Origin of the sequence: Aurantimonas sp. 22II-16-19i (assembly GCF_002088275.1) — a bacterium.
In the GTDB taxonomy this organism is placed as follows: domain Bacteria; phylum Pseudomonadota; class Alphaproteobacteria; order Rhizobiales; family Rhizobiaceae; genus Jiella.
The window spans coordinates 19447-32201 of record NZ_AQQS01000015.1; the positions used below are offsets into that span (position 1 = coordinate 19447).

At 67.6% G+C, this 12755-nt stretch carries 14 protein-coding genes and 1 pseudogene; 8 read left to right on the plus strand and 7 right to left on the minus strand.

Going from position 1 to position 12755, the window contains the following annotated elements:
• Positions 1 to 140: 140 nt before the first annotated feature.
• From cysS to yacG, 5 genes and pseudogenes are all read left to right on the plus strand, one after another.
• On the plus strand, positions 141 to 1604 hold the full coding sequence (cysS, locus tag ATO4_RS13345) for a cysteine--tRNA ligase (protein WP_083592097.1): 1464 nt from the start codon (positions 141 to 143) through the stop codon (positions 1602 to 1604).
• 548 nt (positions 1605 to 2152) lie between these two features.
• Positions 2153 to 3442, plus strand: a complete 1290-nt coding sequence (gene murA, locus ATO4_RS13350) for a UDP-N-acetylglucosamine 1-carboxyvinyltransferase (RefSeq protein ID WP_083592025.1) — start codon at positions 2153 to 2155, stop codon at positions 3440 to 3442.
• Positions 3443 to 3738: 296 nt separating this feature from the next.
• On the plus strand, positions 3739 to 3957 hold the full coding sequence (infA, locus tag ATO4_RS13355; protein WP_019994787.1) for a translation initiation factor IF-1: 219 nt from the start codon (positions 3739 to 3741) through the stop codon (positions 3955 to 3957).
• 19 nt (positions 3958 to 3976) lie between these two features.
• Positions 3977 to 4582, plus strand: a pseudogene (locus tag ATO4_RS13360) (Maf-like protein); the annotation flags it as partial.
• Between the two features lie 464 nt (positions 4583 to 5046).
• On the plus strand, positions 5047 to 5259 hold the full coding sequence (yacG, locus tag ATO4_RS13365) for a DNA gyrase inhibitor YacG (protein ID WP_176222986.1): 213 nt from the start codon (positions 5047 to 5049) through the stop codon (positions 5257 to 5259).
• Between the two features lie 307 nt (positions 5260 to 5566).
• Here the strand turns inward: yacG and ATO4_RS13370 are convergent, their stop codons facing one another.
• From ATO4_RS13370 to ATO4_RS13385, 4 genes are all read right to left on the minus strand, one after another.
• Positions 5567 to 5752: a hypothetical protein gene (locus ATO4_RS13370; protein WP_083592027.1), complete on the minus strand. Its 186-nt coding sequence runs from the start codon at positions 5750 to 5752 to the stop codon at positions 5567 to 5569.
• Positions 5753 to 6313: 561 nt separating this feature from the next.
• Positions 6314 to 6940 (minus strand): transglutaminase-like cysteine peptidase, encoded by a 627-nt coding sequence (locus tag ATO4_RS13375; protein ID WP_139802428.1) that lies wholly within the window; start codon positions 6938 to 6940, stop codon positions 6314 to 6316.
• 316 nt (positions 6941 to 7256) lie between these two features.
• Positions 7257 to 8087 (minus strand): alpha/beta hydrolase, encoded by an 831-nt coding sequence (locus tag ATO4_RS13380; protein WP_083592028.1) that lies wholly within the window; start codon positions 8085 to 8087, stop codon positions 7257 to 7259.
• 120 nt (positions 8088 to 8207) lie between these two features.
• The gene (locus ATO4_RS13385) at positions 8208 to 8465 is read right to left on the minus strand and encodes a DUF2171 domain-containing protein (protein WP_083592029.1); all 258 of its coding nucleotides are present in this window, start codon (positions 8463 to 8465) and stop codon (positions 8208 to 8210) included.
• A 344-nt stretch (positions 8466 to 8809) separates the two neighbouring features.
• Here ATO4_RS13385 and infC point away from each other — a divergent pair, with 344 nt between their 5' ends.
• From infC to ATO4_RS27735, 3 genes are all read left to right on the plus strand, one after another.
• Entirely contained in the window at positions 8810 to 9349 is a 540-nt protein-coding gene (gene infC / locus ATO4_RS13390; RefSeq protein WP_083592030.1) for a translation initiation factor IF-3, read from the plus strand.
• A gap of 262 nt (positions 9350 to 9611) precedes the next feature.
• On the plus strand, positions 9612 to 10031 hold the full coding sequence (locus tag ATO4_RS13395; protein WP_083592031.1) for a metallopeptidase family protein: 420 nt from the start codon (positions 9612 to 9614) through the stop codon (positions 10029 to 10031).
• Positions 10032 to 10869: 838 nt separating this feature from the next.
• Positions 10870 to 11043 carry a hypothetical protein gene (locus tag ATO4_RS27735; RefSeq protein ID WP_176222981.1) on the plus strand — a complete coding sequence of 58 codons (174 nt, stop codon included), beginning with the start codon at positions 10870 to 10872 and terminating at the stop codon, positions 11041 to 11043.
• Positions 11044 to 11159: 116 nt separating this feature from the next.
• Here the strand turns inward: ATO4_RS27735 and ATO4_RS13400 are convergent, their stop codons facing one another.
• The 3 genes from ATO4_RS13400 to ATO4_RS13410 form a co-directional block, all read right to left on the minus strand.
• Positions 11160 to 11915, minus strand: a complete 756-nt coding sequence (locus tag ATO4_RS13400; protein WP_083592032.1) for a TIGR02117 family protein — start codon at positions 11913 to 11915, stop codon at positions 11160 to 11162.
• A 120-nt stretch (positions 11916 to 12035) separates the two neighbouring features.
• A complete protein-coding gene (locus ATO4_RS13405; RefSeq protein WP_083592033.1) occupies positions 12036 to 12305 on the minus strand; it encodes a hypothetical protein in 270 nt (89 codons plus the stop codon).
• 238 nt (positions 12306 to 12543) lie between these two features.
• The gene (locus ATO4_RS13410; RefSeq protein ID WP_083592099.1) at positions 12544 to 12750 is read right to left on the minus strand and encodes a DUF1737 domain-containing protein; all 207 of its coding nucleotides are present in this window, start codon (positions 12748 to 12750) and stop codon (positions 12544 to 12546) included.
• Positions 12751 to 12755: the final 5 nt, after the last annotated feature.

The following is a 12755-nucleotide window of genomic DNA, read 5'->3' on the forward strand; positions in this document are numbered from 1 at the left end:
GGAGCGCGCCGCATCGCGTTTGGCGCCGACATCCTGTATGCCGGCCCGATCACGATCAGGGCGAACCGGCGCCGGCAGGACCGCCGCGATGGGGGCGCCGGATGAGACGCCGGGATGGAACGGCGAACGGGACGATGGGCATGACGGGCGACGACGGCGATCGCGGGCTTCGGCTCCACAACACCATGACGCGGACGAAGGAGCCGTTCCGGCCCCTCGACTGGCGCGCCGGAAGCGCCGTGCCGGAGGCCGAGCGGCGGGTGCGCATGTATGTCTGCGGCCCGACGGTCTACGATTTCGCCCATATCGGCAATGCCCGCCCGGCGATCGTCTTCGACGTCCTCTTCCGGCTGCTGCGCCATCTCTATGGCGACGACCGGGTCGTCTATGCCCGCAACATCACCGACGTCGACGACAAGATCAACGCCCGGGCCGCGCGGGACTTTCCCGGCCTGCCGCTGAACGAGGCGATCGCCCGGGTCACCGAGACGACGGGCGCCCAGTACCATGCCGACGCCGCCGCCCTCGGCTGCCTTGCGCCCACCTTCGAGCCCCGCGCCACCGCCTATGTCAGCCGCGACGACGGCCATGACATGGTCTCGATGGTCGAGGCGCTGATCGCGCGGGGCCATGCCTATGAGGCGGGCGGCGAGGTGCTGTTCGACGTCACCTCCATGGCCGACTACGGCCGGCTCTCCAACCGCAGGCTGGAGGACCAGAAGGCCGGCGCCCGCATCGCCGTCGACAGCCACAAGAGGAACCCCGGCGACTTCGTCCTGTGGAAGCTGTCGTCCCCGGGCGAGCCCGGCTGGGACTCGCCCTGGGGCCGCGGCCGCCCCGGCTGGCATCTCGAATGCTCGGTGATGTCCGAGGCGCTGCTCGGCGAGACCTTCGACATCCATGGCGGCGGCCTCGACCTGATCTTTCCCCACCACGAGAACGAGATCGCCCAGTCGCGCTGCGCCCATGGCAGCGCCGCGATGGCGCAGGTGTGGATGCACAACGGCTTCCTCCAGATCGAGGGGAAGAAGATGTCGAAGTCCGACGGCAACTTCTTCACCATCCGCGAACTGCTGGAGACCGAGAGGTTCGGCGGCCGGACATGGCCCGGCGAGGTGCTGCGCCTCGCCATGCTGATGACCCACTACAGGGAGCCGATCGACTTTTCGGTGAAGCGGCTGGAGGAGGCGGAGGAAACCCTCGAAAGTTTCGCGCGGGCCGGCAACGATGGTTCGCAAAGTGCGCCGAGCGAGGCTTTCGTCGCCGCCCTTCTCGATGATCTGTCGAGTGCCGCCGCCATTGCCGAGCTGCATGTCCTTCGCCGCTCCGATCCGGCGGCGCTGGTTGCGTCGCTCGATCTGCTCGGGATCAATCTCGCCAGCTTTCAGTCACGGCTGGCGGACGCGGCGGCCGAAGGGGAGGCGAGCGTCGACGCCGCAGACGTCGAAGCCGCGATTGCCAACCGCCTCGCCCTCATCCGCGACAAGAACTGGGCCGAAGCCGACCGCATCCGCGACGAATTGCTCGAACAGGGCATCCAGTTGAAGGACGGCAAGGACCCCGCGACGGGCGAGCGGACGACCAGCTGGGAAGTCAAGCGCTGAGCTTGCGAGCGCGAGTTCGGATCGGATCGTGCCTGTTCGCCCCCCTCTGTCCTCCTGAGCCATAGTCGAAGGGCGGACATCTCCCCCTCAAGGGGGGAGATCCGATCTGCATCGGCGCCGCCTCAGGTTCGTGCGGTTCGCCTCGCCGACCTCGCTGCCGTCTCGCACATGGCTGACCGAAGCGGAAACCTCTGACGAAAGAGGTGCGGCCGGCGAGCCAGCCGATCTCCCTGCTTGTGGGGGGAGATGCCCGCCCTTCGACTATCGCTCAGGAGGGCAGAGGGGGGTAGGCCGCCGCCGCACCCTCGAAGGACGAGCCTCGACCCCGCGACTCATGCCACCGCCACCACCAAACCCCCGGCTTCCCACCTGATTTGTAAGGTTCCATCCGCTGGTGTAGAGACAGCCGCAAAGACACGACGGTTGCGGATCGCGCGTCGGCCGGGCCTGCCCCTTCTTGCCGCCACAATGGCGGCGGATCGTGGCCCGGCGTCGATCCCATCCGAACCCGACGAGAACGGCCGGACCGCCGGCCATCAGGAGCGCTCATGGATCGCATTCGCATTCGCGGCGGCAACGAACTCAACGGCATCATCCCGATCTCCGGGGCAAAGAACGCCACGCTGCCGCTGATGATCGCATCGCTCCTCACCGACGATACGCTGACGCTGGAAAACGTGCCGCACCTCGCCGACGTCGAGCAGCTGACGCGCATCCTCGGCAATCACGGCGTCGATTTCTCGGTGACGGGCAAGCGCCTGCGCCAGGAATCGGGCTTCGGCCGGACGATCCACTTCACCGCCCGCAACATCGTCGACACCACGGCGCCCTATGACCTCGTCTCCAAGATGCGGGCGAGCTTCTGGGTGATCGGCCCGCTTTTGGCGCGCATGCACGAGGCCAAGGTGTCGCTGCCCGGCGGCTGCGCCATCGGCACCCGGCCGGTCGACATCTTCATCGACGGGCTGAGGGCGCTCGGCGCCGACATCGACATCGAGGCCGGCTACGTGGTGGCCAAGGCCAAGGGCGGCCTTGTCGGCAATCGCTACCGGCTGCCCAAGGTCTCGGTCGGCGCGACCCACGTGCTGATGATGGCCGCGACGCTGGCGAAGGGCGAGACCATCCTCGAAAACGCCGCCCGCGAGCCGGAAATCGTCGATCTCGCCACCTGCCTCACGGCGATGGGCGCCAAGATCTCCGGCGCCGGCACCTCGACCATCCGCATCGACGGCGTGCGCTCGCTCTCCGGCGCGCGCCACCGGGTGCTGCCGGACCGCATCGAGACCGGCACCTATGCCATGGCCGTGGCGATGACCGGCGGCGACGTGACGCTGACGGGCACCAGCGTCGACCTCCTGCCGACCGCTGTCGAGACGCTGGCGCGGGCCGGCGCGGTGGTGACGCCGGTCGAGGACGGCATCCGGGTCTATCGCAATGGCGGCGGCATTTCCCCGGTCGACGTCGTCACCGATCCCTATCCGGGCTTCCCGACCGACCTCCAGGCGCAGTTCATGGCGCTGATGACCCGGGCGTCCGGCACCGCCTCGATCACCGAGACGATCTTCGAGAACCGCTTCATGCACGTCCAGGAACTGGCGCGGCTCGGCGCCAGGATCCAGCTCGCCGGCCAAGTGGCGCGGATCGAGGGCGTCCCGCGGCTGAAGGGCGCGCCGGTCATGGCGACGGACCTTCGCGCCTCGGTCTCGCTGGTCATCGCCGGGCTGGTCGCCGAGGGCGACACCGAGGTCAGCCGGGTCTATCACCTCGATCGCGGCTTCGAGCGGCTGGAGGAAAAGCTCGGCCGCTGCGGCGCCGAGATCGAGCGCATTTCCAGCTGACGGCGAGGCGCCGGGCCGCGCAGGCCCGCCGCTCCGTGGACCGGCTTGCATTTTTCAGCGTTTGCGCCGATTTAAGGGGCGTTTCCGGTTGACCGTGCCCGGTGTGGTGCGAACACGGCTCCATGGCGGCTTCGACGAGGACTGTCCGCAACGCACATTCCCCGTCGAGGCCGCCTGCCGTCTCGATGAAATGCAACATCCACGCGGTGCCGCGGGCCAGCCGCCCGACCATCGCTCCAACGCGCGGCACCCGTTCGCCGGGCCGCAGCGCAACGAAATCTAGGATCACTCCACGTATGGCAAAAGAAGAAGTTCTCGAATTTCCGGGCGTCGTCACCGAGCTCCTGCCGAATGCGACATTTCGGATCAAGCTCGAGAACGATCACGAGATCATCGCCCACACGGCCGGCCGGATGCGCAAGAACCGCATCCGCGTGCTCACCGGCGACAAGGTGCTGGTCGAGATGACGCCCTACGACCTGACCAAGGGTCGCATCACCTATCGCTTCAAGTAAGCCCAAGCCGCGTATCCCGATGGCCTCCTCCCAACGTCTGGTCCTCGCCTCCGGGTCGCCCCGGCGGCTGGCGCTTCTCCAGCAGGCCGGCATCGAGCCGGACCGGCTGATGCCGGCCGACATCGACGAGACGCCGCAAAGGAGCGAGCATCCGCGCTCGCTCGCCAAGCGGCTGTCCAAGGGCAAGGCGGAGGTCGCGGCGCGGCGCCTGCGCGAGCTGGACTATGGCCCGTCGACGATTCTGGCCGCCGACACCGTCGTGTCGGTCGGACGGCAGATCATGCCGAAGGCCGAGATCACCGACGACGCCCTCGCCAATCTGAGGACGCTCTCCGGCCGCACCCACCGCGTCTATACCGGCATCTGCGTGATCGGGCCGACCGGCGCCCTGCGCCAGCGCCTGATCGAGACGCGGGTCCGCTTCAAGCGGCTGTCGCGCCAGGACATCCAGAGCTACATCGCCTCCGACGAGTGGCGCGGCAAGGCGGGCGGCTATGCCATCCAGGGGCTGGCCGGCAGCTTCGTCGTCCGCCTCATCGGCTCCTATACCAGTGTCGTCGGGCTGCCGCTGGCCGAGACGCTGGCGCTGCTCGCAGGCGAGGGCTACGACATCCATGCCACCTGGCGCGCGCCGCGCATGGTGCTGGAGGACGAGACGGACGGGGATTGGCCGGATCCGGATCCGGATCCGGACGAAGCGGACGAGGCGCCGCCGCCGTCCGGGCGAGCCGATGCTCGCGGCGACGATGGGGCTCCGCCGACGGGCCGCGACAGGCCGGCGGCCGATCGCGAGGCTGCCGAGGTCGCGGTCCTGCGCGCCCTCGAGCCCATGACCCTCGACCCCACCCCGCAGAACCTCACCCCGCAAGACCCTGCACCGCAGGATCGCACCCGGCAGGATCCCGCCCCGCGCGATTCCGCCGCGTCGCCGCCGGCCGAACTGGCCGCCACGGCGCCCGCTTCGGGCACGGGCGAAAAGCGCGTCCGGATGCCGGTCGCCGTCGACAAGGACGGCGGCGAGAGCCCTTCCTTCGGGTCTGCGCATGCCTCCGGCGAGGAGAGGCCCGCGCGAACCGACCATTCGGATTGATCGACGGCAGACGAGCGATGACCCGAGAACCGGCCAGGCCCACCCCGCTGCGCCCGAAGCGCAAATGCCCCGAATGCGGGCGCCTCTCGAACCGCGAGACCTTCCCGTTCTGCTCGCCGCGCTGCAAGTCCGTCGATCTCAATCGCTGGCTGTCGGGAAGCTATGTGATTGCGGGCCCGGCCATCGACAATGCCGACGAAGACGAGAGCTGACGGCGCGCCACAGGCGGGCGAAGGCCGGGCGAGGAAGCCGGGCGAGGGACGTCGGGAACGGGAGAGTGCGCCGCCGTTTTGCGGACCAGAAGGCTCGGGGAAGATGGGATTGTTCTGAAGAGCGACTGCTGCTTGCAGTCCGGCCCGCTGCGGATTGCGGCCTCGCCCGAGGCTTGAGGCCGCGACGCGGCTGGGAGAGGCGGGGCCTAGAGCATGATCCCGGAAAGTGGGAACCGGTTTTCGGGAAAGATCATGCGGCAACAAGAGGATGCAGCGGCATGTCGATCGAGGCTGATCTCATCCCGCTCTAGTCCCGGCTCTGGCGCCAGATCCGGCGGGTGACGGCGATGCGGGGCGCATGGCCGCCCGATCGCAGATCTGAGACGGCGTGGGAGATCCGCTCCGGATCGTTCTTCCCGGTCGCGGCAATTCCGAGAGCACGGAGCGCGCTCTCGACTTCTTCAGCGAGATCCTTGTCGTCGTCGATCCGCATGCGAGTTCCGATCCTTCGAAGCACGTTGCCGGACGCGGACCAGCCGGAGAATTTTGTCAGGACCTCGCGATCGCTTGCGGCGTCGCCTTGGTGCTGCGATGGCATCAGATCCTCCCAACGCTTGCCTGCTTCCAGGGGCATCGAACATGCACCCCGGCCCTGCCTCCGGACCCTCGCCAGGCGCTGGCACGCCTCGACGGATCCGGCATCTCCCAACGGCTCGGCCCGTCAGGATCCTGAGCCGTTGCTGGATTAGCGGTGGAGGGTTCTCGCCGACCTGCGCCTGATGCGCTGGCCCCATCCACGAACCGCAGGCTAGGGCGAAAGAGCGCCGGCTGAATATCAATCAGTTAAAGAAGCGAGGATATATTTGCCCGCCGCCCGCCGCCCGTCGATCCGAGCGCCGGCCGCCAGCGTGGCGGAGGCGGCAGACCGAATGCGGTCTTGGGGCAGGGTGCCCGCAGTCCGGGACGACCCGAGACGAAAACGGGAGAGACGCGCGCCCCGCCTTCCTGACGACCGCCTCCCTGACGACCCTCTTACCCCTGACGTCGTTCGAGCCTACCGCTCGACGGCGCCGACGAGGACGTCGCGACCGTTGGCGATGCGGTTCCACTGGCCGGGGTCGGCGGCGCTCTGGCGCTTCAGGAAGGCATAGGGCGTGTCGCGCCAGGCGAGGATGCGCCAGTTGAGATTGTCGAGGACGAAATCCCCGTCCGTGGTGTGGAGTGTGAGGACGGCGTGGCCTTCGCCATTCGGCTTGCGCACCACGGTCAGCAGCAGGGAGGCATAGTCGATGCCGAGCCGCTCGTGGAGCTGCCGCCGCTTCTCCAGCGCGAAGTCCTCGCAGTCGCCGGCAGTGCCCGGATAGGTCCAGTATTCCTCGATGCCGTAGAGGTCTTCGTCGGGCTTGGCCTTGATCGCCGAATTGACCGAGACGTTGATCCTGGCGATGGCGTGGATCAGCGCCGGGTCGAGTTCGACAGGCTCGGGCTGGCCGTGCCGCGCGATCGGTCGGCACTCGGTCGGCTCCCGGCGGCAGAAATCCTGATGGCCGAGCGGCCGCGGGGCCGAGACCCCGATCTGCATGAACGGTTCCCGCGCCTCCATCGCGGAAGCCGGCAGGGTGAACAAGGCAGGCGCCAGGCAAAGCAACAGCGTGGCGCCGATCGCGCGAATTCCCTCCATGCGTCCCCTCATCCGCAGGTCTGTCGTCGGGTTGATCTGCCGATGTTCGATGCAATTTCGTAAGCTGTCAATCGATTGTGCAGTGCGGCAGTGGCCGCAATGCCAGCCCGACGCCAGCCCGACGCCAACCAATCGCCGGATCGGCGATTGCATCACGCGAGTTTCGCTCAGAGGATGCAGGCGCGGCTAGCCGATGCCGCTCCTAAGTCGCTGGAGTATTGAGGAAATTCCGCGCATCCCGCATATGTGTGACAGTTTCGTCACAGTTGCGCGACAGATGCCGGAAGCCAGTGGACTTTACGAATGCCCGAACCAGCTAGTCTGCCGCCTCGACGAGATCGAGCAGGCTCCGCTCCATCAGGTCGAGGTCCTGGGGCCGCGACAGGCGGTGGTCGCCGTCGCGCACCAGGCTGAGGATCACCGCGTGATGCGGCAGGTGCTCGACGAGGGTGAGGGCGTGTTCGAAGGGAACGTCCGCATCGGCCATGCCCTGGATGATGGTGACGGGACAGAAGGTGTCGATCAGTCCGTCGAGGACGAGATTGTCGCGGCCGTCCGCGAACAGGGCGCGGGTGTAGACGTCCGGCTCGGGCGAATAGTCGGAGGCGATCTCGAGCCGCCCCTCGGTCTCGATGGCGGCCAGTTGCTGCTTTGTCAGCCTGGGCAGGAGCAGCCGCTCGGTGAAGTCGGGCGCCGGGGCGAGCAGCAGCATCCCTTTGACCCGCCGCCCGATGCCGTAGCGCTCCGCCCGGCAGACGAGATTGAGCGCCACCCACGCCCCCATGGAGGAGCCGGCCAGCACCACCGGCCCGTCGCCGAGCGCGGCGATCACCGCCGCCGCCTCGGCGGTCCAGCCGCCGATGGTGCCGTCCTCGAACCGCCCGCCGGATTCGCCGTGCCCGGAATAGTCGAAGCGGCAGTAGCCGAGGCCGCGGTCGGCCGCGAAGGCGAGCAGCCGTTCCGCCTTGGTACCCCGCATGTCGGAGCGGTAGCCGCCGAGCCAGACGATGGTGGGGCTCCGGCCTTCGAGACGGCGCCAGGCGATCGCGCGCGCGCCGGCGCCGTCGCCGACCGTCAGGCGTCCGGCGATCTCGCGATCGGAGATGGCGGAGTTGGCGCCGCCGCTGGTGTCCTCGTCTGCCGGCATCTCTTCTCCTCGTGTCTCTCAGTGACCGCCGTTTGCCGCTGTTGCCGCTCGAAAAGCGCGGCGCGAACGGCCCGCGGATCCCTGCGAGGCTCCGCCTGACCGCCCGTGCCTGCAGCGCCGTCAGGCCGGCTTGCCGTCTTCTTCCTCTTCGAAGGACACCGCGACGTCGCCATTCGCCGAGAGGCGGACCCGGTCGCCCTCGACCTCCGCCACGAGGCCGAGCGGGACGAAGTGGTGATGGCCGCGGTGCGAACCCTCGCCGGCATCCTGCTTCGTCAGCTTGATCCGGTCGCCCTCGATCGTGTCGACCGTGCCGACATGCACCCCGTCGGCCCCGATGATCTCCATGTGCTCGCGGATTGCGTGATCGTTCGCCATGACAGCGCTCCATTCCTGCGAGGCGCCCGACTGGCGCCGTCGCGTGATCAGCTAGGGCCAAGCGTGGGCTTTGCGAGGTCGGCGGCAAGGGCTGACAAACCCGACCGCGGCACCCATATCCGTGAGGCCCACGACCGCGCGCCGATCCCCCCTCGGCGGCCACGTCCGGGCCCGAGGGCGGAAAGCCGCGCCATGCTGGTGCCAAGTGTTCCGATCGGTGCTATAAGGACGAGGAGCGCGCCGTCGGGCGTGCTCGTGAGTTTTGCCGGGGCGTCGATCGAAACGATCGTCGTCCCCGGGCGTTCTACCCAGCTATCAGTCGTCAACAACCGGAGAATACGACCATTCGCAGACCATTCCGTGCACCGCCGGCTCAAAAGGAGGGGCCCCGCTCCAATCGTGATATCCGTGTTCCGCAGATTCAGCTCATCGACCACGAGGGCCAGAATCGCGGCCAGATCGCGACGCAGGAAGCGCTTGCGATGGCAGAGGAGGCTGGCCTCGACCTCGTCGAGATCGTTCCGACAGCCAATCCGCCTGTCTGCAAGATCCTCGATCTCGGCAAGCTGAAATACGAAAGCCAGAAGAAGGCCGCCGAGGCGCGCAAGCGCCAGAAGACCATCGAGGTCAAAGAGATCAAGATGCGTCCGAACATCGACGAGCACGATTACGAGACGAAGATGAAGTCCGTGCGACGCTTCTTCGACGAGGGCGACAAGGTCAAGGTCACGCTTCGCTTCCGCGGGCGCGAGATGGCCCACCAGGAACTCGGCATGAAGCTGCTCAACCGCGTCAAGGACGATACGGCCGAGTATTCGAAGGTCGAGGCGGAGCCCAAGCTCGAGGGCCGACAGATGATGATGGTCCTGGCGCCGCGGGGCTGATCCCGCCGGGCGACGGGACTGGCGTCCCACGAGCGGCATTCCGCATGGGACGACAACCGAAATGACATTCGACGAAAACGCTGCCCGGCCGCCGGCCGTGGCGGCGTTTTTCGTCTGGCGGGCCGGGCGCCCGGTGTTCCGGCCGAGCCGGCGTGCCGCGGATCTGCGAATTCGTCGCGCCAACCCCGTCCGGCACTCTTTCAGCAAGGCCGGCCCGCCCCTATCTGCCCCCTGCCGCCGGAATGAAGCTCGAGGACAGACCATGGATGACACGCGGATCGCCACGCTCGGAGGAAGCCGGGCCGCCAGTCTCGGCGATATCGAGGCCATGGCCATCGCGGCCTATGCCGACCTGCCGCAGGAGTTCCGCTCGCTCTGCGGCGAGATCCGCTTCATCGTCGCCGACTTTCCCGAAGAGGACGTGATCGAGGAGATGGAGCTCGAGACCGAGTTCGACATCCTCGGCCTGTTCGAGGGTCGCCCGATCGGCGATCTCGGCGTTCCCGTCACCGGCGAGATGACCAACCGCATCCTCCTCTATCGCCGGCCGATCCTGGATTTCTGGGCCGAGAACGACGAGACGCTGGAGGCGATCGTGCGCCACGTGCTGATCCACGAGATCGGCCACCATTTCGGGCTGTCGGACGCCGACATGGAAGACCTGGAGCGCCAGGCCGACTGACCCGCCATCCGGTCGACCGGCTCGGCGGGCCTCTACGAAACGCGATCGCGCGGAGCTGACATCCGCGATCCCGGCCGGGCCCCTCCGACGTCCGGAGGCCCCGTTTCGCCCCTACAGGATTCACACATCTCAGGGGGCTTCATTGGCAAGCCGATACCAAGTGATGTCACCGTTGAAGGGGGTGGCAAACTTCGCAGCTTCGTCATTCTCTGGCCCCGTCCGAGAATCCAGGGGCCCCCGCCGCACCATCGCTCCCTTCCGCCTTCTGCAGCTAGAGCCCCCTTCTGCAGCTGGAACGAAATGCGCCCGACGATCCCTGGATTCTCGGGACGGGGCCCTATCGCATTCACACATCTCGTCCGGTTCTTCGTCGGCAGTTCGTGCTGGCGGCGTTGGAGCCGGATGAAGGTCGCGACAGTCGAAGCTTCGTCATTCCGGCCCCCGAGCCGGGATTCATTCCAAATCATCGCCGCCGCAGCGACAGACAATCCGAAGCCGTTGAATCTTCTGGAGCGATTGGCCGCTTCCAGGGCAGAGGAGTGGATCCCGGGTCAAGCCCGGGATGACGAAGCTTTGTTGCTTTGACCGTTTCTGCGACGTCGATACGGATCACGGCCGGCCGATCGTTCGTCTCCGAAAGGAGAGGTGTGAATGCGGTAGGGACGGCCCGAGAATGACGACGCGTTGGGGCTGGCCCCTTCCTTTTCTCCGCCCCCGGCGCCTCCAATCGCAACCGCAGCGCTGTCTCAGAAGAGTTTTTCGAGAGGTGTGAATGCTGTAGCGTCTCGCTCTGCGGCTTCCACTTCCTCGAAACTGTCTTTCGAGGAAGGTCGGGCCGATGAAGGATGTCCTCACGATCATCGTCGCCGCCATCGGGCTCCTCGCCGGCGGCCCCGCCCGCCCGCATCCGAGCGAGCGACGGGCCGAGGAGCATCGGGCCGAGGAGCGACAGGCCCGGGAGCGACAGGCCCGGGAGCAACGGGCCCGGGAGCATAGGTGCAGCGGCGGATGATCGCGGGTGCAGAAACCGTCCCGGCCGCCATCGCGTTTCGCTCCGCCTCGTCCGCGCGGCCCCCGAAGGTGTTGCCGTGCCGCCGGCGCCGTCTCCGGCATCCGGGCCGTGCCCCGTCAGGTCCCGCCGTGCAGGTCGAGGGACAGGAACAGGAGACCCGGCAGCGGCGTCCACAGCCCCGTCGCGATGCCGGCCTCGCGCAGCATCGCCGCCGTCCAGGCATTGCAGTTGGCTAGAAGGTGGAAGGTCCCTTCCGCCTCGAAGAAGCGGTCGTAGGGACCATAGTTCTTGCCGGCGATCTCCACCGTCCCTGCATCCGGCCCCGGCGTGAAGCCGGCGAGCATCGCCGTCACCATCCGCTGATAGGCTGTTCCGGTCAGCGCGAACGCCCTGACGTCGGGGTGGTCCGCATCGATGGGGCCGGCAAGCGCCACATGCATCGCCGAGGCATCCCCGGTGATCGTCTTCAGGAGCGGCATCGGCTTCAGGTCCGCCCAGGTGGGGGTCTCGGTGTAGAAGCTCCGCCCGCCCCAACCGACGATGATCCACTCGACGTCCGGGCGCGAGGCCGGCAGCCCCGCGTCGGCGAGAAAGGCGAAGCTCTGGCGCGTCTGTGGATCGGCGGGGAGGGCGATGTCGCTGTGGATCGGCCCCTTCAGGAGGAGGATGCGGTGGGTGGTCGCGGCCGCCGCGGGATCGCCCGCGGCGATGCCGTCTGCCGCGGCGACCCCCGAGCGCTCGACGCCCGGTCGCTCGACACCCGGTCGCTCGAGAAGCGTGCCGAGAGCGAGGCTTGCCGCAAACAGCAGGAGGGCGACGGCGAGGCTTCTCAGAAGAATGATCGAACGCCTCGCCCGCCGCCGTTCCTGCATGTCCGGGTCAGTCCTGCCGTAGAGCATGATCCCGACAGGTGGCTTGCCGGCTTTCGGAGAAGATCATGCGGAAACAAACATCCTGAGCGGGGCGGCGTTTCGAAGACAAGCCATCCCGCTCTAGTCCTGGTTGCGGCTGACGAACTTGTTGAAGTTCGGATTGTCGCCGGAGGTGTCGAGCATCAGGGCGAGTTCCTGCTCCTCGAAGATCTCGAAGAAGCGGTCCCAGGAAATCTCTTCCAGGCCCTCGTTGTCCTGGCCGTGGTCGAAGCGCAGGAGGCCCGGCCCGCCGCTCCCCTTGGTGTCCGAGACCACCGACGGCTTGCCGCCGGTGCGCGTCGCGAAGGCCTTGATGTCGTTGTGGTCGATGACGATGTGCGATGCCGCCATGGGTTCTCTCCTCTTGCCTGGGAAACCCTCTTCATCGGGAATTCCCGCTGCCGGTGATCCCTGGACAATCGCAGGAGGCAGGGCGCGTTCCATCGCCGGTGTGTCGTGACGGCGTTTGGATCCTTTGCCGGACGACGGTCCCCCGCGGCGCATCCTCGCGGACACGCTCCCGCCAGGGCGTCCCGGCGCGGTGCGCCTTGCCCGCCCGGCCGGTGAGGGCAGCCGCCACGAGCCCCGGCTACTGCTCGGCGAGCTTCATCTCCGGATCGTAGTCCTCGCGCGGCACGGTCTTGGTCACCGCCTGGCCGCAGCGCATGGTCTTCTCCTCCGCGTCGAAGGCGTAGGTGGGCGAGCCATAGAGCTCCCAGCCCTTCGACAGGGCCAGCGAGACCTTGTGGCAGAAGCTGGCATCGTCGGGGCCGGTGAGGAGACGATAGAGTTTCATTCTGT

What these genes read in the sequence shown, in the direction of transcription:
- cysS (WP_083592097.1), top strand. Translation starts at nt 141, where the DNA reads ATGACGGGCGACGACGGCGATCGCGGGCTTCGGCTCCACAACACCATG.
- murA (WP_083592025.1), top strand. Translation starts at nt 2,153, where the DNA reads ATGGATCGCATTCGCATTCGCGGCGGCAACGAACTCAACGGCATCATC.
- infA (WP_019994787.1), top strand. Translation starts at nt 3,739, where the DNA reads ATGGCAAAAGAAGAAGTTCTCGAATTTCCGGGCGTCGTCACCGAGCTC.
- ATO4_RS13370 (WP_083592027.1), bottom strand. Translation starts at nt 5,752, where the DNA reads ATGCGGATCGACGACGACAAGGATCTCGCTGAAGAAGTCGAGAGCGCG.
- ATO4_RS13375 (WP_139802428.1), bottom strand. Translation starts at nt 6,940, where the DNA reads ATGGAGGGAATTCGCGCGATCGGCGCCACGCTGTTGCTTTGCCTGGCG.
- ATO4_RS13380 (WP_083592028.1), bottom strand. Translation starts at nt 8,087, where the DNA reads ATGCCGGCAGACGAGGACACCAGCGGCGGCGCCAACTCCGCCATCTCC.
- ATO4_RS13385 (WP_083592029.1), bottom strand. Translation starts at nt 8,465, where the DNA reads ATGGCGAACGATCACGCAATCCGCGAGCACATGGAGATCATCGGGGCC.
- ATO4_RS13395 (WP_083592031.1), top strand. Translation starts at nt 9,612, where the DNA reads ATGGATGACACGCGGATCGCCACGCTCGGAGGAAGCCGGGCCGCCAGT.
- ATO4_RS27735 (WP_176222981.1), top strand. Translation starts at nt 10,870, where the DNA reads ATGAAGGATGTCCTCACGATCATCGTCGCCGCCATCGGGCTCCTCGCC.
- ATO4_RS13400 (WP_083592032.1), bottom strand. Translation starts at nt 11,915, where the DNA reads ATGCAGGAACGGCGGCGGGCGAGGCGTTCGATCATTCTTCTGAGAAGC.
- ATO4_RS13405 (WP_083592033.1), bottom strand. Translation starts at nt 12,305, where the DNA reads ATGGCGGCATCGCACATCGTCATCGACCACAACGACATCAAGGCCTTC.
- ATO4_RS13410 (WP_083592099.1), bottom strand. Translation starts at nt 12,750, where the DNA reads ATGAAACTCTATCGTCTCCTCACCGGCCCCGACGATGCCAGCTTCTGC.